The following is a 17320-nucleotide window of genomic DNA, read 5'->3' as shown; positions in this document are numbered from 1 at the left end:
CATGGTGGATCATGAGGCCGTGACCGGGCCGAGGTCCGGCGCGACGCGACGGCACCGAGGTGGTGCGGTCCACGAGGGCGGGGCGGGTCCCGCGAGCGAGAGGGCGGACGCGAAGTGGCAAGCGACCGATCGGCGGCGCATCCGTTGCCGTACACGACGTACCGGCAGGCGATCGAGCGGGAGACGGCGCGGCTGGTTGAGGTGGTGCGGGGCGTGGACCCGGCCACGCCGGTGCCCTCCTGCCCGGGCTGGACCGTCGCCGACCTCACCCGTCACGTGGGGAGCCTGCAGCGCTGGTTCAGCGCCCTGCTGTCCCGCCTGGTGCAGGAGCCGCCGCGCAGCCGCGAGGTGGAGCTCGGACTGCCGGACAGCGCGCAGGAGTACCCGCGCTGGGTCGAGGCGGGCATCCCTCGGGTGGCCGCCGTGCTGGAGGCCACGGACCCGCTGGCCCCCATGTGGGCCTGGGGCGCCGACCAGCACGCCCGGTTCTGGGCCCGCAGGATGCTGTTCGAGACGCTGGTGCACCGGGTCGACGCCGAGCTGTCCACCGGCCACGCGTCATCCCTCGATCCGGAGCTGGCGGCCGACGGAGTCGACGAGTTCCTCGTCAACCTGCCCCAGGCCCATCTCTTCGCCCCGGCCGTGGCCGAACTCAAGGGCGACGGCGAGACCCTCGTGTTCCAGTGCGCCGGGGCCGCCACCGGCGGTGGCGCCGACGAGACCGGTCCTGACGCCGGCGGGGAGTGGTGGGTCCGGCTGGACGCGGACGGATTCCGGCTGCTGGACCGGGCGGCGGCCGCCGCCGACACCGCGTCGCCCGACGCGCGGACGACCGTGCGAGGCGAGGCCGCCGATCTCCTGCTCCTGCTCTACGGGCGCCGTTCCTACCAGGACAGCGCCTTCGAGGTGACCGGTCCGCCCGCCACGCTTGACCGCTGGTTCGCCCACACCGCCTTCTGATTCGCCGCCGCGCCCGGCCGCGCACCGGTCGGACCTGACGGGTCGACATACGCCCCGGCGCGAGGTTTCGTTCGCGGACCTGCGGTGATGTGTGAGTGGTCAGAGGCAGGTTCAGGAGGAGAGACACGGGGAGGACATCGTGGCGATGAAGGTCCTGCTGGTCGACGATGCCGACGGAGTGCGCCGTGCCGTCGGGGACGTCCTGCGACGCAACGGCTTCGAGGTGACCGAGGCGGCCGACGGCGGGGCCGCGCTGGACCTCGTCGCCGCGCAGGGGACCTACGACGTGATCATCACCGATATCGGGGTTCCGGAGGTGGACGGCATCTCGCTGATCCGCAAGACGCGCAAGGACGAGCGTTACGCCTCCACGCCGATCATCGTGCTGACCGACAAGCCGGAGCCGTCCCAGGTGGACGAGAGCGAGGCGGCCGGCGCCACCGGACTGCTGGCCAAGCCGTTCGGCGACGCCCAGCTGCTCGCCGAACTGGGCCGGGTGCTGCGCTAGCCGGGAGCGCCGCCGCGGTCACCGGGTGCGCAGGCCCGCCGTGGTGGCGCCGGTACGGGCGCGCAGCAGCGCGCGCAGGGTGGCGGCGTGCTCGTACCCCACCTTGCGCGCGATGGTCTCCAGGGACAGGTCCGTGGTCCGCAGCAGATGCGTGGCCTGCTCGACCCGCAGGTCCTGCACGAACCGTACGGGCGTGGTGTTCAGCACTCGGCGGACCGTGCGCTGGAGCGTGCGCTCGCTGACGCCGAGGGCACGCGCGGCCTCGGCCAGGCTGTTCGGCGTGTCCAGGTGCCGGCGCGCCCAGTGTTCGAACGCGGCGATCAGCGGGTCGCTCTGTGCGAGAGCGCTCGGAATGGTGTACGCCGACTGCGAGGGACGCTCGTCCACGACCAGGTAGCGGGCGACCAGGTCGGCGAGGGCGGGACTCGTCATCCGCACGACGGCGAGCGCCAGGTCGACGTGGCCGAAGGCGGCACCCGCCGTGGTCACCCCCTGCGTGGCGGTCACCATGCTGCTCTCGTCGAGCACGACCTTCGGGTAACGGCGGCGGAAGACGGGCGCCAGCCACCAGGTCGTCGTCGCGCGGCGGCCGTCGAGCACGCCCGACTCGGCGAGCAGGAAGGTGCCCGTGCAGGCCGAGGCCACGGGCGCGTCCCGGCCCCGGTGCTCGGCGACCAGATCGCGCACCTCGGCAAGACCGGCACCGCCGACCCGCTCCAGCAGCTGCTCCGGCCTGCGCTCGGCCAGTGCGGGCACGAGGAGCAGTTCCGTGCCGTCCGTGGTCCCCGCGGGCTCCGCCGTGACGACGTGCCCGGCGCCGGTGCGCACCCGCGGGGTGAAGGCGATCGTCCGGACGTTCCAGGCGGGCGGTGGCTGAGGCAGTTCGCCGCGCATGGCGTTGGCCGCCTCCAGCACGTCCAGGGCCGCGCAGAGCCCCGAGTCGAACACGCCGTCGTACACGAGCACGGAGACATCCATGTCGGAAACGCTATCAGAGCTGCCGTTTCCGACACTGGGACCGAACCCTTCGGCGGCCTAGCGTGAGAGGTGTCGCCGGTGCCGCAGGGCACCGCACCGAGCCGAAGGAAGTCCCGTCATGAACAACATCGGTCTGCTGGCCCGCATCGAAGCCAAGCCCGAGTACGCCGACGACATCGCCCGGATGCTGACCGAGGCCCTGCGTCTCGCCGAGGAGGAGAAGGGGACTGTGACCTGGTTCGCCTTCCGCGAGGACGCGACCACCTTCGGTGTCTTCGACACCTTCGAGAACGACGAGGACCGCACGGAACACCTGCGCGGGCGGATCGCCGCCGCGCTCACGGACGCCGCGGACACCATGCTCGCCTCGGCCCCCGACATCCGGCCGGTCGACCTGCTCGCGGTCAAGCTGCCCTGAGCGGCCCCGCACGCCCCGAGCACGTGAACGACGAGAAGAACAGGGAGATCCACCGACGATGACATCAACGCCCTCCGTCGCGGCCTCCGACACCGGAGCCCCGCGCGAGGCGGAACCCGGCGTCCGCTCCCGGACGCACACGTGGGAGCCGCCCACCAGCTACGCCGACGGCGCCGGCCGCTCGGGTCTCGAGGTGCTCCGGATGTGCGTCGAGGGCCGGTTCCCGCAGGCACCGATCTGCGGGACGCTCGGCTTCCGTCTCGTGGCGGCGGAGCACGGCCGGGCCGTCTTCGTGGGCGAACCCGCCGAGCACCTGCTCAACCCCATGGGCACGGTGCACGGCGGGTTCCTCGCCACGCTCCTCGACTCGGCCCTCGGCAGCGCCGTGATGTCGACACTCCCCGCGGGGCGCGCCTACACCACGATCCAGCTCGGCGTGAACATGGTGCGCCCCGTCTTCCCCGACACCCCGGTCCTGCGCTGCGAGGGCAGCGTGATCCACGCGGGCCGGACCACGGCGACGGCCGAGGCCAGGGTCACCGGCTCCGCGGACGGGAAGTTGTACGCCCACGCGACCACCACGTGCGCCGTCTTCCCGCTGCCGTAGCGGTGGCGTCCGTCGGCCGGTGCCCGCGTGGGATGCCGGCCGCCGGCCGTCCGCCATCGGAGGGCTGCCGTCAGTTGTCCGCCGTGAACGTGTAGCTCCCGGCGGGCAGGTGGTAGCTCGCGGTGCCGGCCGGGACGGCCTGGGCGGGGGCGGTGACGGACCCCGGCCGTGAGGTGGGCACGGTGACGGTCGCGAAGGTGTTGACCGGCACCGTCACGTCCAGCCGCAGTTGTCCGCCGGAGATCGACCAACTGCTGGTCGCGGTGCCGTAGGCGGTGTCGTAGGTGCTGCGCGCGGAGGTCAGGCCGCCCCCGGGGCGAGGTGCGACGCGGAGGGAGGCGTAGCCGGGGCCGGCCGGAGCGAGCCCGCCGACGCGGCGGTAGAGGAAGTCGCCCACCGACCCCAGACCGTAGTGGTTGAACGAGTTCATGCCCGGGTCGTTGAACGAGCCGTCGGTACGGATGCCGTCCCAGCGCTCCCAGATCGTGGTCGCCCCGTGCTCGATCATGTAGCCCCAGCCCGGGAAGCCGCGCTGGAGCAGGATCCGGTACGCCGTGTCCACGTGCCCGTGGTCCGCCAGGACGGGCAGCAGGTTCTCGACGCCGAGGAAGCCGACGCTGAGGTGCCCGTTCGTGGCGGCGACCTTCGCGGCCAGCTTGTCCGCGGCCGGCTGGACCAGGGACGCCGGCAGCAACTCGAAGGCCAGGGCCAGCACATAGCCGGTCTGGGTGTTGCCGCGGACGGTGCCGTCGTCCGCCACGAACCGCGCGGTGAAGGCCGCCGCCACCTGGTCGGCCAGCCGCCCGTACGAAGTGGCCTCGGCCGTACGGCCGGTGGCCGCCGCCATGCGCGCGACGAGCCGCGCCGACCACGCGAAGTACGCGGTGCAGACGAGGTTCTGGGCGGTGTCGTCGTTGACGTTGAGCCAGTCGCCGAAGGTCTGCCGGTCGCGGATCAGGTCGCTGCCCGCGGTGCCGCGCAGGTAGTCGACCCAGCGCGCCATGGCCGTGAAGTGCCGGTCGACGACGCCGAGATCGCCGAACCGCTGCCACACCGTGTACGGGACGATCACTCCCGCGTCCCCCCAGCCGGCCGTTCCGGCGCCGCTGATCACGGCGGGTGCGACATCGGTGAAGGCGCCGTCGGCCTGCTGGGCGTCCGTCAGGTCGTCGGCGAACTTGGCGAGGAAGGCGTGGGTGTCCAGATTGAAGGTGGACGTCGCGCAGAAGGCGGCGATGTCGCCCGTCCAGCCGAGCCGTTCGTCGCGCTGGGGGCAGTCGGTCGGGATCGACAGCATGTTGCCGCGCTCGCCCCACACGATGTTGTGCTGGAGCTGGTTGACGAGCGCGTCCGAGGTGTCGAACGTGCCCGGTTGCGCGGCGTCCGTCCACATCGCGCGCCCGGTCACGGTGTCGGCGTCGGGCCGGAACCCCGCCGGGAGACCGGTGAGTTCGACGTAGCGGTAGCCGTGGACGGTGAAGCGAGGCTCGTACGTCTCGGTGCGCCCGGTGCCCGCGAGGGTGAATCGGTCGGTGGCCCGCGCCGCGCGCAGGTTGGTGGTGTACAGCGTGCCGTCCGGGTTCAGGACCTCGCCGTGGCGGACCGTCACCGTGGTGCCCGCGGCGCCGCCGAGCGCGATGCGGTTGCGGCCGGTGAAGTTCTGCCCCATGTCGAAGATCCACACGTCGGGCTGCGGCTGGGTGATCGCCACGGGACGGAACTCGTGCCGGACGGTGACGCCGTTGTCCACCTGGGCGACCAGGTGCGGCGCGGTTCCGTCGCGGACGGCGGCCGCCGCCCAGCCGCCGTCGTCGAACTCGGCCTCGTCCCAGCCGTCGACGTGCAGTCGGGCGTCGTACGTCTCGCCGTCGTACAGGTCGTCCGCCCGGACGGCGCCCGTGCCGGCCTTCCAGTCGCCGTCCGTGGCGACCACCTGCGTGGTGCCGTCGGTGAAGGTGAGGTGCAGTTGTGCCGCGTACCAGGGCCGGGTGCCGTAGTGCTGACTGCCGGCGAAGCCGAGACCGCCGGAGTACCAGCCGTTGCCCAGCCAGGCGGCGAGCGCGTTCGTGCCCTGCCGGATCTGCCCGGTGACGTCGAGGACCCGGTACTGCACGCGCTGGGCGTAGTCGGTCCAGCCGGGTGCCAGGACGTCGTCGCCCACCTTCGTACCGTTGAGCCGCGTCTCGTGGAGTCCGAGAGCGGTGGTCAGCAAGCGCGCCGAGACGACCCGCTTCGCCACGGTGAACCGTCTGCGCAGGAGCGGCGCCGGGCGCACGATCCGCACGTTCGACCCCCACGGCCCGCCGCCGTACGCGGCGACCGCCCGCGCCGCGGGCCACTGGCCGTCGTCGAACCCGGGCGCCTGCCAGCCGGACGGCGCGTCCTGGGACGCCTTCCACGCCGTGTCGGTGACGACGGTCGGACCGCCCGCCACCGTCAGCTCGGCCAGCAGCCCGGCCGGGGACTGGCTGGTGTTCCGGCAGGCCACGGCGATCGTGTTGGCCCCGGCCGTGAGGTGCGCGGTGACGTCGACCAGCGCGGCGCTCTTCCACGAGTCGGTCACCCGCGGCGACGAGTTCACCAGCGTGCCGTTGACCCAGACGTCCGCGGTGTCGTCCCCGGTGACGACCAGGCTCGCGCCCGTGGGCGCGCCGGTCAGGGAGAAGGAACGGCGGAAGCAGCGGGTACCGGCGGGCACGCCGGCCGCCGGATCGCCCTCGGGGTACCAGATCCACCCGGCGCCCGACAGATCGGGCCCCGCGGGCAGGCCGATGAACGCGGCGCGCCACTCGTCGGCCGCCGCGAGCAGCCCGGTCTCGAACCACTGCGGCTCGCTCCACGGGCTCACCCGGCCCTGGGTGTCCCAGACCCGCACCCGCCAGTGACAGCGGGTCAGGCTCGTCAGCCACCTGCCCGCGTAGGCGACGTCGATCTGCCGGCCGGACGCCACCTGGCCGCTGTCCCACAGGTCGCCGGTGCCGTCGGCCGTGGACGACACCTGCAACTGGTAGGCGGCCTGGCGCTGCTGTCGCGCCGTGGAGTTGAGCCGCCAGCCGAACCGGGGCCGCGCCGAGTCGATCCCGAGCGGGCTGGTGCGGTGCTCGACGGTGCCGGCGGCCACACTCAGCGGCGACGGCGCCGTCAGGTCGGGCGCGGCGACCTGGGTGTACCAGGGGGCGGTCCCGTAGGCGCCGAGGTCCCGGGCGGCGGGCCAGGCACTGTCGCCGAAGCCGGGCTGCTCCCAGCCCTCGGGCACGTCCCTGCCCGCCGTCCAGCCGCCGCCGGTGACGACGTCCGTGGTGCCGCCGGCGGCCACGACGCGCACGCGCCCGATGACACCGGCCGGGCCGCCCTGGTTGCGGCAGGCCAGCGCGAGGGTGTTCGTCCCCGGGGTCAGAGCCCACCGCAGGTCCACGTACAGGGCGTTCCGCCAGGAGTCGGCGACTCTGGGGGAACCGGCGAGGGGCGTGCCGTTGAGCCACACGTCGATGGTGTCGTCACCGGTGACGACGAGCTGGGCGTCGGACACCGCGCCGTCGGCGACGGTGAACCGGGTCCGGAAGTAGCGGTGCCCGGCGGGGGCTTGGGTGCGCGGATCGCCTTCCGGATACCAGATCCAGTGTGCCGTCGACAGGCCGACGGGCTCCGCGTGCGGCGCGCGGGCAGCCGCCTGGGCCCGTCCGGCGAGCGCAGTCACGCTGCCCGCGGCGAGGGCGGCGCCCGCCGCCAGCGCCGACGCCGTGCCGAGGAAGTGGCGGCGGGTGACGGGGGGTTGGGCGCCGGGAGAGGCGGGAGCGGCAGCGGATGCGGGAGGCGTGGGGGGAGTGGGGGGAGTGGGGGGAGTGGTCGAGCTGGCCAACGGAGTTCTCCTTCACGCAGGGCGGGCGAAGCAGGACGGGGCGGCTGGGCGTGGCGGAGCGGAGACGGCATGACGTGGGCATGACTGGAGACATGGCAATGAAACGATTCAATATCTCAATGCGGTGGCAACGTATGGGAGTTGAGGGTTGGGGTCAAGGGGGCTGTTGTGCCCTCTTCAGCCACACCTTCGCGCCCTTCGCGCGGGGGGTACCGGTGACGACCGGGCGGCGCGCCGGCGCGGGGAACGGCGCGCCGACATCGCTCCCGTGACGGGACATGGGCCCGGCGATGAGTTTTCCTGGTTCCGGGGGTCTGCCTTTCATGGAACACGCAGGAGGAGCCAGGTGAAGCAGCTACTGAAAGTCCAGAACTTCAACGTCTCCAGCGACGGATACGGCGCGGGCGAGAACCAGAGCCTGGAGCGGCCCTTCGGGCACGCCGACCCCAGGGAGATGTTCGCCTGGGCGGGCGCCACGGCGAGCTGGCCCAATCGCACCGAACCCGGCGGCAGCCGCGGTCTCGACGATTACCTGACGCGGGACTTCTCCCACAACATCGGCGCCGAGATCATGGGGCGCAACAAGTTCGGCCCGCAGCGCGGCCCTTGGCGGGACCACGAGTGGCTCGGCTGGTGGGGCGACGAGCCCCCGTTCCACACGCCGGTGTTCGTCATGACCCATCACCAGCGCCCCTCGTTCACCCTCTCCGACACCACGTTCCACTTCGTCGACGACGACCCGGCCACGGTCCTCGCCATGGCGCGGGAGGCGGCGCAGGGCAAGGACGTGCGGCTGGGCGGCGGGGCCACCACCATCCGGGAGTTCCTCGACGCCGACCTCGTCGACACCCTGCACGTGGCGGTCTCGCCGATGAAACTCGGCTCCGGCACGCGGCTGTGGGAGTCGCCCGAGGAACTGCTCGACCGCTTCCACCGCGATGTCGTACCCAGCCCGAGCGGCGCGGTCACACACCATCTGTTCTGGCACAAGTGACCGGCGCGGGCGGCCCCGAGGCGTGTGTGGGGCGGTCGGGGCCGAGGGTCGCGTCGCTCGTGCTGCGGGCTGGGCCCGGGCTCAGGCGACCCAGCCGCTGGTGAGGCCGACGACCGCCGAGCCGTCCACGTCGGAGAGCTTGGTGCCGACGAAGCCGCGGGCCCATTCGGAGGTCTGGAGGCGGAAGGCGGGCCGCTGTGCGGTCAGTGCCTCGAGGACCGACTCGGCGGCTCCCTCGGCGGTCTGCGCGCCGTCGAGGAACTGCCCCACCGTACGGTTCAGGTAGGCGTCGAGCTGTGGCCCGTAGACCCCGGCCGCCGCCACGGCACCCTCCAGGTCGACACCCGCGTTGGCCACGAACTCGGTGGCCACGGCGCCGGGTTCGATCACGGTGACGGAGACGCCGTGCGCCGCCGCCACCGGGGCGAGGGACTCCATGTACCCCTCGACGGCGAACTTGGCGGCGCAGTAAGCCTCGTTGAACGGCTGCCCGACCACGCCGCCGACGCTGGTCACGGTGATGAGGCGGCCGCCGGAGGCACGCAGGTGGGGCATCGCGGCCTTCGAGACGTTCAGCACGCCGAAGAAGTTGACCTCCATGACCTTGCGGACCTCGGCCACCGGCTCGTTCTCCAGGGTGCCGAGGTGTCCGGCGCCCGCGTTGTTGACGACGGCGTCCAGTCGGCCGTAGTCGGCCAGCAGACCGTCGACCGCCTCCGTGATCGAGGTCTCGTCGGTGACGTCGAGCCGGCGGATGTCGAGCTCCACGCCCGCGTCCGCGGCGGCCTTGCGCAGTGTGTCGGAGCGGCTGGGGTCGCGCAGCGTGGCGACGGTCGTCCAGCCGGCGCGGGCGGCGGCGACGGCCGCGGCCAGGCCGATGCCGGAGGAGGTGCCGGTGATGAGGACGACCTTGGGGGACTGGGAGGACATGGGAAGCCTGCTTTCACATTTAGGTGCGTGTACACACACCATAGTGCACTTACGTGCGTGTACACGCAACCGCTAGGCTGGGGAGCATGCCGAAGAAGAAGCTCCCGCCGGCCGAGATGCCCGTGGCCGACCACGCCTTCTACGGGCTGGTCTGGGCCGGAACCGTCCTCACGGACCGCGTGGACCGCGCCCTGTCCAAGGCGCACGACCTGCCTGTCTCCTGGTTCGAGGTGCTGCTCTGGCTGGCGTCCAGCCCCGACCCCGTCCCGGCGTCGGTGCTCGGCAACAGCACCATGCTCAGCCGCAGCCAGGTCTCGCGCGTCATCGACGCCCTCCAGAGCCGCGGTCTCGTCACCCGCACCCCCTCGACCCGCGACGCCCGCTCCGTCGAGGTGGCGCTCACCCCGGAGGGGCACCGGCTCTTCGAGGCGGCCGACGCCACCCGCCGCGAGTGCCTCGCCCCCGTCTTCACGGACCTTCTCGACGAGGACGACCTGCGCGCGCTCAGCACGGTCTGGCAGAAGCTGAAGGCCAACAAGGACGCTTAGCGTCCCATCCGACTCAAGCCGACGCCGCCCGACTCCGCCCGACTCCTGAGGGCGGACGACGATCGGGCCGTTCGGGTTCTCCTCCGGACGTCTCTTTCCGTGTCCCTCCGGAGGCGTAGCAGGACCGCCCCGCAGAGGGATTCGCCCGTCGCCGCCGCACGAAAAGGTCGTGGAGACCTGGAAGTCGAACGGAAGGAACGGCCATCGTGCGGACAGGACGCATGGCGCCCTTACTCGCTGTGGGCGTCACGGCGACGCTGCTCCCCGCCCTCGCCCCGGCGCAGGCATCCGCGGCACCACGCCAACAGGGAGCCGCGGCAACGGTGTCGCAGAGATTCGCCCACCAGCGGCCGGCGTGGCACAGATGCGACGCGTCGCAGTCCGCCGCCCTCCAGTGCGCCACGGTCGAGGTCCCGCTCGACTACGCCCGGCCCGGCGGCAGGACCATCAAGCTGGCCGTCTCCCGCGTCAGGACCGCCGTCGCCGGAAAGCGGCGCGGCGTGCTCCTGTTCAACCCGGGCGGCCCGGGCGGAGCGGGCCTGGACATGCCGCTCGTGATGAAGGACGCGCTGCCCGAGAAGGTCCGCGAGCGGTACGACCTCATCGGGTTCGACCCGCGAGGCGTGGGCCGCAGCAGCCCGGTGACCTGTGGCCTCACCACCGCCGAGGAGAACATCGAACACCCCTACCGGCAGGCGACGTTCAGCCACGACGTCAAATGGGCCCGGACCGTCGCCGACAAGTGCCGGGCACGGAACGGCGACAGGCTCCGGTACATCACCACGCGCAACACCGCCCGCGACATGGACGTCATACGCACCGTCCTGGGCGAGCGCAGGCTCTCCTATCTGGGCTACTCGTACGGCACGTACCTCGGCGCCGTCTACGCGCAGATGTTCCCCCGGCGGACCGACCGCTTCGTGCTGGACAGCTCGGTCGACCCCGCGCGGGCCTGGCGCGGGATGATCCAGGTGTGGGCGGAGGGCGCCGAGCCGGCCTTCGCCCGCTGGACGAAGTGGACCGCCCGGCACCACCGGACCTACGGGCTGGGCGACACCCCGGCCGCGGTGCGCAATACGTTCTGGGACCTCGTCGCCCGGGCCGATCGCACCCCCGTCGACCACGACGGGCGAAAACTCACCGGGGACGACATCCGGGCCTCCCTGCGCGCCCAGTTCTTCAGCCCCGAGTACGCCGCCGAGCTCGTCGCGGACCTGAAGAGGACGGCCGCCGGCCACGTGGCCCACCACCGGCGGGCCGCGCCCGACTCCCAGCGGGCTGCGCACCCGTCCGCGGCCGCGGCTGCGAGCCCGTCGGCGGACAACGGGACCGCCGTCTTCTGGACCGTGGTCTGCGGGGACACCTCGGCCTGGCCCCGTGACCCGGAGCAGTACCGGCGCGACGCCGTCCGGGACCGGGCCAGGTACCCCCTCTACGGGGACTTCGGCTCCAACATCACCCCCTGCGCGTTCTGGGGCAGGCCGGCCGAGCCCGTCACCAAGGTGGACACCGGCGTCGGCCTGCTCACCGTCCAGAACCAGTGGGACCCGCAGACGCCGCTGGTCAGCGGCCTCGGCATGCACCACGCCCTCAAGGGCTCGCGCATGGTGTACGTCAAGGGCGGCGAGGGCCACGGCGTGTACGCCGGTGACCCGCGGGCCTGCGCCGACCGCGCCGTCAACGCCTACCTCAGCGACGGACGGCTGCCGACGAGGGACGTCACCTGCGAGGCACCGGATCACCAGCGGCCGGGACTGAACCAGCGCGTCACGCCCGCGCCGGAGCGCACCCCGCAGGCCCCCCGCTTCTGACGCACGTCCCCCGCACGGCGGCAGGCCGGTGCCCGGGGTCGGGTGGCCGACGTCCATGATCCACATGGCAGGATGCACGGGCCGGACAGGGAACACGCTGTCCGGCGCGGTCGGGGACGGCGGAGGCGGGGCCCCGCCGACGCCCGGACGACCGCTCGTCGGCCCACCAGGCCCTGGAACGAAGAGCAGGCACCGACCATGACTGCTGAGTGGTACGTCCTCATCGAGGAGGACACCCGGCTCACCGAGCGCGCGGACGGCGTGGAACTGAAGTTGCACCGCTGGATGCTGGTGGGCACCCACCACATCGAGGGGGACGAGGCGCAGGCCCTCGCAGCGGCCGAGGACGCGGCGCTGAACTACGTGCCCCAGGTGATCGCCCGGCACGCCAAGCCCGGGGACGTGCCCGCACGGCACGCCCTGGTCACCCGGGACGGCGAGTGGCTGGTCATCGTCAGGCAACGGCACCGCGAGTGCCACCTACGGGTGACGACGGCGCGACTCGTGCATTCGACGGAGGAGAGGGAGGCTCCGCCCAAGAGCCTCAAGGAGATGTTCCGCGGCGCGCTGGACGCTCCGCAGCCGCCACAGAAGCCCTGGGCCCCGGCCGGCGGTTCCTGACCCGGCACCCCGGCCTCGTCAGGGGCAGGACCGGAGGAAGGCGACAAGGGCCTCGTTCACCTCCTGCGGACGTTCCTGCTGGGTCCAGTGCCCGCAGCCGGCCAGCTTCACCGGCTCGCGCCGCAGGCCGGGCATCAACCGGGGGAGCTTCGCGATGAGTTCGGGCATGCCGGGGAAGGCGGGGACGAGGTCGCGGTCGCCGTAGACGTACAGGGAGGGCGGGGTGACGACCGCGCCGTGCCAGGGAGCGGTCAGCTCCCAGTTGCGGTCCAGGTTGCGGTACCAGTTCAGGGCACCGGTGAAGCCCTCGGAGAAGCTGTCGGCCAACACGTCGAGGTCCTCCTCGGTGAACCACTCCGGCTGGACCTCCGGTTCCGGCATGGCCGCCAGCCAGCCACGCCCGGGGTCGACCAGCGGCTGCCTGTCCTCGCCGGAGCCGGGAGCGTCGCCGGAGGCCCAGTGGAAGAACTTCCGCAGCGCGGTCCGCGGGTCCCGTCCGAACTCCGCGTCGGCGACACCGGGCCGGGCGAAGTAGTTCCAGTAGAAGCGACCGCCGAACCTCTCCTCCATGGCGGCCAGCGGCGGCTGCGTCCCCCGGAACGGCGGCGGTACGCTCAGCCCCGCCACCCCGAGCACCAGGTCCGGGCGCAGCAGCGCGGTGTGCCAGGCGACCGGCGCCCCCCAGTCGTGCCCGACCACGTACGCCCTCTCCTCGCCCAGCGCCCGGATCAGGCCGACCACGTCGCCGACCAGGTGGAGGATGGTGTACGACTCGACGTCCGCGGGGCGGTCGCTGCGCCCGTAGCCCCGCTGGTCGGGCGCGACCACCCGGAACCCGGCCTCGGTCAGCGGGCCGAACTGGCGGTGCCAGGAGTGCCACGACTCGGGGAAGCCGTGCAGGAGCACCACCAGCGGGCCCTCGCCCTGCTCCGCGATGTGCAGCCGGACGCCGTTCACCTCGACCATGCGATGCTCGACCATGGTCACGAGCGTACGCGCGCGATCTTCGGGGCGGTGCGCGACGCGGACGCGGACACGGGGAAGGTGTGGCCCTGTTCGGGAGCGCCGTCGTTTCGCCAGAGGATAGTAGCCATAGACATAGTAGCCATGTACTCTATTTGTCATGAGCAACGGTTCATCGGGTCCCACGCCCGGCTTCCTGGTATGGCGGCTCGCCAACAAGTGGCGCGTCGCGGTCGATCGCGCGGTGAATCCGCTGGGCCTCACCCACGCCCAGTACTCCCTCGTCGCGTCGCTGCACGGCATGCAGCGCGCCGGCGAGCGCCCCAGTCAGCGTCAACTCGCCGACCACACCGGGCTGGAGGCGCTGTACGTCTCCAAGCTGGCGCGCACCCTTGAGTCGGCCGGCCTGATCGAGCGCACCCGCGATCCCCGCGACCCGCGCGCCATGCAGCTCGCCCTCACCGAGCAGGGCCAAGCCGTCACGCGGCAGGCCATCGCGGTGGTCCAGGAATTGCATCAGCAGTTGCTGGAACCCCTCGGTGGCCTCGACGCCCCGCGGACGCGCGCGTTCACCGACGAGCTGACGACCCTGCTCGACGCACCTCTCGCACCTCTCGCACCATCCGTACCGAACGACCAGACAACTCAGGGGGCAACACCATGACCGCCACTGCACCCGCCGCCAACGCCCGCGCCCTCGGCCTGGCTCACTACGCCGCCCGCGGGGTCCTGGAGCACGTCCTGGCCCGGCACGGCATGACGTTCCAGCAGCAGATCGCCCTGCGCGTAGCCGTCACCGCCGACGCCCCGCAGACGCGGGACGATCTCGTCACCCAGGTCCGGGGCTCCCTCAAGGCCAACCTGGCCGACATCCATGCCACTGTCGACGAGCTACTGACCAGGCAGCTGCTCGTCGCGGACGGGGCGCACCTTCGCGCCACGGACGCAGGGCGCCGGCTGGTGGAGGCCGTCGGCGCGGCGACCGCCCCCATCTCCGAGCGCGTCTGGGGCGGGATACCTGCCGAGGACCTGGCCGCCGCCGGCCGCGTCCTCGCCCTGGTCACCGAACGCGCCAACGCGGAGCTTGCGGCGCTGACCGCCTGACAACCCGCCCCCGCACAGAGCGCAGCCGGGCCGTGTGAGGGCGGCCGGTGGACGCGGGCCGGCAGGGTGCCTCAGGTGCGGGGTGGGCGCAGGGTGGCGGGGGTGGGGCCGGCGGGTCGGACGGTGATGCCGTAATCCGTCTTCGTGGGGAGGGACGCGAAGGCCGGAGTGTACGGAAGCAGGTGTTCGAGGAGCACGGTCGTCTCGCGGACCGCGAACTGCATGCCGAGGCAGGCGCGCGGGCCGAGGCCGAACGGGAAGTAGGCGCCCGGGTGCGTGGGCCGTCCGCCCGGGGCGAGGAAGCGCCGGGGGGCGAAGTGCTCGGGATCGGGCCAGAGTTCGGGATCGCGGTGCGTGAGGTACGGACAGACCAGGATGTCGGTGCCCGCCTCGACGGTGTGGCCCTCCAGCACGTCGTCCTCGGCGGCGTGGCGAGGCAGGATCCAGGCGGACGGGTAGAGCCGCAGCGTCTCGTGGATCAGGGCCTGAACGGCCTGACGGCGTCGCTCGGAGCCTTCGCTGCCGGCGGCGAGCGCGTCGGCGCGGGCGCCCGGGTGCCGGTCGAGGAGCAGATGGAGCCAGGTCAGGGTGGTGGCGGTGGTCTCGTGCCCGGCCACGAGCAGCGTGACCAGCTCGTCGCGGATCAGGCGGTCGGTGTACTCGGGACGCTCGCCGGCGGCGTCGGTCAGCACGTGCAGCAGTCCCGGGCCGTCCGGGCCCGCCGACCCGTCGCGGGCGCGCTCGATCGCGTGCCGGGCGACCGCGTCGATCCGGGCCAGATCGGCGGCGACGGCGTCCCGGGCGTCGGAGGCGTCCGCGGGCAGCGTCGGGAGGGCGGCCGCCACGGCTTCCACGGCGGTGAGTTCGCGTTCCGTGCCGTCGTCGAGGGCGTGGCCGGTGAGGGAGCGCCAGATGGCGTCCAGGGCGAAACGGCGCATCTCGCGCGCGACATCCAGCGTCCGCCCGGTGCGGGCGAACTCGCGCCAGCGGTCGGCGGTGGTGCGCGCCGCAGCGTCGATCCGCTGCTCGTAGCGGCGCATCCCGGTGCCGGTGAACTGGGCTTGCAGCAGTCGCCGCTGTGTCTTCCACGCCCTGCCCGTGGCGGACAGGACACCGTCGCCGACCAGCAGACGGGCGCGGTGGGAGCGCTTGACGTACCGCTCCGGCCGGCGGGCGAGCACGTGCTGGACCGCCTGCGGGTCGGTCACGAGCACGGTGGGCGCCGGCCCGAGGCGGAACGCGGCGACGCCACCGGCCCGTGCGCGCACCTCGGACAGCAGATCGACCAGCTCGCCCCCCCGCGCCCGCCAGCGCTCCACGACTTCCGGCCCGGCCTCGGGGACCGGGACCGGCCGTTCCGCGCCGGGGAGCTGCGGAAGGGAGCCGAGACCGGCTTCGGTGTCCATGATCCGTCTCCTGGTCGACCTTCGGTGCCGGCTGCCCGGCCGTGCACCCCGCGGGGCACGGGCACCACGTACGTGCCTGTGGCCGCCCGGACTCGCACCGGACAGCGCTGACCGCGCTGACAGCAGTTGCAGCACGGACTGTACGGGAGCGGGCGCTGTCAGCCACAGACCGCCGGGTCAGGGTCCGCCCCCTTCGGGCGGCCCGGCCGCCGGGCCACCAAGCGGTCGGGCGGCCCGGCGGTCACGCCGTCAGGGACGACAACGCGGCCGCGACCCGCTCCGACGCCTCCGGCGGGGTCGAGGCGTGCGGGGAGAGTCTGAACGAGTCGGCGCGCACGGTCGGGGTGACGCCCTCGGCGTGCAGCGCCTTCGCGACCACCGCGGGTTCGTGGTCCGGCAGCGTGAAGGAGAGCACGCCCGCGCGCCGGGCCGGGTCGGCGGGGGAGAGGACCCGACCGCCGAAGCGCTCGACGACATCGGTGAGTTCGGCGACGCGCGTGGCGATCGCACCCTCGATCGCCACGACGGTGTACCGCTCGACGAGGCCCAGCGCCGCCGCGAACGCGGCGGCTGCCACCGGGCTGAGATTGGTGATCGACCACCGTCGCGCGTCCGGGGCGGGCGGGTGCTCCGCCCCGTCGAAGACACCGACGTCCTCGACACCCGTCCAGCCGGTGAGGACCGGATCGAGGGCGTCCAGCGCACGGTCGGAGAGCGTCGCGAAGCCGGTGGCCCAGCCCGCGCGCAGCCACTTCTGGCCGCCCGCGACCACGACGTCGGCCGCGTCCCACGCCAGTTCGGCCACCCCGAACGCCTGGATGGCGTCGACGATCAGCAGCCGGTCCGGGCCGATCGCCTCCCGTAGCGCCGCCAGGTCGACGCGGAAGCCGGTGCGGAAGTCGACCGCGCTGACGGACACGGCGACCACCTCGTCGGTCAGCGCCGCGCGGACCAGGTCGGCGGTCACCCCGCCGCCCGGCGCCGGGTCGATCCAGCGCGGCGTGGCCCGGCCCAGCTCCGCGGCGCGGCGCCACGGGTAGTGGTTCGCCGGGAAGTCGGTGCGCGGCGCGAGGACCACGCCCTCCCGGACGCCGAGCGCGGCGTGGAACAGGCCGGTGGACGCGTTGGGCAGCAGCACGGTGTGCCCGGCGTCGGTGCCCGCGAGCCGCGCGGCCGCGTCCCGGGCGACGCCTTCCGCGCGCATCAGTCCGTCCACGGTGGTGTGGTCGGCGCGGGCGGACTCCTGCATGGCCCGCGCGGTGGCGGACACGACGTCACGCGACGGCGGACCGAACCGTGCGAAGTCGAGATACCCGGCGGGCGTGTCGAAGTGGGCTGCGTACGGCGTGAGCACGGGGCTCGTCCTTTCGCGACGGCGGACGGCGGACAGCGGACGGCGGACAGTGGGCGGTGGGCGGTGTTCGTACGTGTCGGCCGACGGGTCGGCGGGGGTGCCGGTCACACCGGGCGGGGGAGTGCCGGGTGTTCGGTGTGCCGGCGCCTCTCGCGCGCCCACCGGACCCGTGCGCGTCTCCACCCGCACGCACGGTACGCGCAGGGCGCCGGTGACGGGACGACCGGGCACCCCTCCCCGCGAGGCGAGGTGCCCGGTC

At 73.2% G+C, this 17320-nt stretch carries 16 protein-coding genes; 10 read left to right on the top strand and 6 right to left on the bottom strand.

All coding sequences use genetic code 11. The features are described 5' to 3' along the window. Positions 1-114: 114 nt before the first annotated feature. Both B446_RS02850 and B446_RS02845 read left to right on the top strand, forming a co-directional pair. Positions 115-960: a maleylpyruvate isomerase family mycothiol-dependent enzyme gene (locus B446_RS02850; protein WP_052352112.1), complete on the top strand. Its 846-nt coding sequence runs from the start codon at positions 115-117 to the stop codon at positions 958-960. 145 nt (positions 961-1105) lie between these two features. Next, complete coding sequence (locus tag B446_RS02845) at positions 1106-1468, top strand: response regulator (protein ID WP_020937894.1); 363 nt, start codon at positions 1106-1108, stop codon at positions 1466-1468. 18 nt (positions 1469-1486) lie between these two features. On the opposite strand, the gene B446_RS02840 is transcribed toward B446_RS02845, so the two are convergent. Further along, entirely contained in the window at positions 1487-2446 is a 960-nt protein-coding gene (locus tag B446_RS02840; RefSeq protein WP_043474611.1) for a GlxA family transcriptional regulator, read from the bottom strand. 118 nt (positions 2447-2564) lie between these two features. On the opposite strand from B446_RS02840, the gene B446_RS02835 reads away from it, so the two are divergent. Continuing rightward, positions 2565-2864 carry a putative quinol monooxygenase gene (locus tag B446_RS02835; protein ID WP_020937892.1) on the top strand — a complete coding sequence of 100 codons (300 nt, stop codon included), beginning with the start codon at positions 2565-2567 and terminating at the stop codon, positions 2862-2864. A 58-nt stretch (positions 2865-2922) separates the two neighbouring features. Then, on the top strand, positions 2923-3471 hold the full coding sequence (locus B446_RS02830; RefSeq protein WP_020937891.1) for a PaaI family thioesterase: 549 nt from the start codon (positions 2923-2925) through the stop codon (positions 3469-3471). Positions 3472-3541: 70 nt separating this feature from the next. Here B446_RS02830 and B446_RS02825 read toward each other — a convergent pair whose 3' ends face one another. Next, on the bottom strand, positions 3542-7330 hold the full coding sequence (locus B446_RS02825) for a family 78 glycoside hydrolase catalytic domain (protein ID WP_043474609.1): 3789 nt from the start codon (positions 7328-7330) through the stop codon (positions 3542-3544). A gap of 346 nt (positions 7331-7676) precedes the next feature. Here B446_RS02825 and B446_RS02820 point away from each other — a divergent pair, with 346 nt between their 5' ends. Next, positions 7677-8324, top strand: a complete 648-nt coding sequence (locus B446_RS02820) for a dihydrofolate reductase family protein (protein WP_020937889.1) — start codon at positions 7677-7679, stop codon at positions 8322-8324. Between the two features lie 81 nt (positions 8325-8405). On the opposite strand, the gene B446_RS02815 is transcribed toward B446_RS02820, so the two are convergent. Beyond that, positions 8406-9254, bottom strand: coding sequence for an SDR family oxidoreductase (locus B446_RS02815; protein WP_020937888.1), 849 nt, complete (start codon positions 9252-9254; stop codon positions 8406-8408). Between the two features lie 86 nt (positions 9255-9340). Here B446_RS02815 and B446_RS02810 point away from each other — a divergent pair, with 86 nt between their 5' ends. The 3 genes from B446_RS02810 to B446_RS02800 all read left to right on the top strand — a co-directional run bounded on the left by B446_RS02810 (position 9341) and on the right by B446_RS02800 (position 12234). Next, complete coding sequence (locus tag B446_RS02810) at positions 9341-9802, top strand: MarR family winged helix-turn-helix transcriptional regulator (protein ID WP_020937887.1); 462 nt, start codon at positions 9341-9343, stop codon at positions 9800-9802. Positions 9803-10023: 221 nt separating this feature from the next. Continuing rightward, a complete protein-coding gene (locus B446_RS02805) occupies positions 10024-11613 on the top strand; it encodes an alpha/beta fold hydrolase (protein ID WP_052352111.1) in 1590 nt (529 codons plus the stop codon). A gap of 198 nt (positions 11614-11811) precedes the next feature. After that, positions 11812-12234 (top strand): hypothetical protein, encoded by a 423-nt coding sequence (locus tag B446_RS02800; protein ID WP_020937885.1) that lies wholly within the window; start codon positions 11812-11814, stop codon positions 12232-12234. Between the two features lie 18 nt (positions 12235-12252). Here the strand turns inward: B446_RS02800 and B446_RS02795 are convergent, their stop codons facing one another. After that, positions 12253-13215 (bottom strand): alpha/beta fold hydrolase, encoded by a 963-nt coding sequence (locus B446_RS02795; RefSeq protein WP_078614874.1) that lies wholly within the window; start codon positions 13213-13215, stop codon positions 12253-12255. Between the two features lie 142 nt (positions 13216-13357). On the opposite strand from B446_RS02795, the gene B446_RS02790 reads away from it, so the two are divergent. Both B446_RS02790 and B446_RS02785 read left to right on the top strand, forming a co-directional pair. Beyond that, entirely contained in the window at positions 13358-13861 is a 504-nt protein-coding gene (locus B446_RS02790) for a MarR family winged helix-turn-helix transcriptional regulator (RefSeq protein WP_043474603.1), read from the top strand. Further along, entirely contained in the window at positions 13858-14301 is a 444-nt protein-coding gene (locus B446_RS02785; RefSeq protein ID WP_020937882.1) for a hypothetical protein, read from the top strand. Before B446_RS02790 ends, B446_RS02785 begins: the two co-directional genes overlap by 4 nt. Before the next feature lie 71 nt (positions 14302-14372). Here the strand turns inward: B446_RS02785 and B446_RS02780 are convergent, their stop codons facing one another. Beyond that, a complete protein-coding gene (locus B446_RS02780) occupies positions 14373-15707 on the bottom strand; it encodes a cytochrome P450 (protein ID WP_020937881.1) in 1335 nt (444 codons plus the stop codon). 241 nt (positions 15708-15948) lie between these two features. Then, complete coding sequence (locus tag B446_RS02775) at positions 15949-17061, bottom strand: aminotransferase class V-fold PLP-dependent enzyme (protein ID WP_020937880.1); 1113 nt, start codon at positions 17059-17061, stop codon at positions 15949-15951. Positions 17062-17320: the final 259 nt, after the last annotated feature.

The sequence above is a fragment of the Streptomyces collinus Tu 365 genome (assembly GCF_000444875.1).
In the GTDB taxonomy this organism is placed as follows: domain Bacteria; phylum Actinomycetota; class Actinomycetes; order Streptomycetales; family Streptomycetaceae; genus Streptomyces; species Streptomyces collinus_A.
The sequence above is the reverse complement of the archived record's forward strand: the minus strand, read 5'-3'. Positions and strand labels throughout refer to the sequence as shown.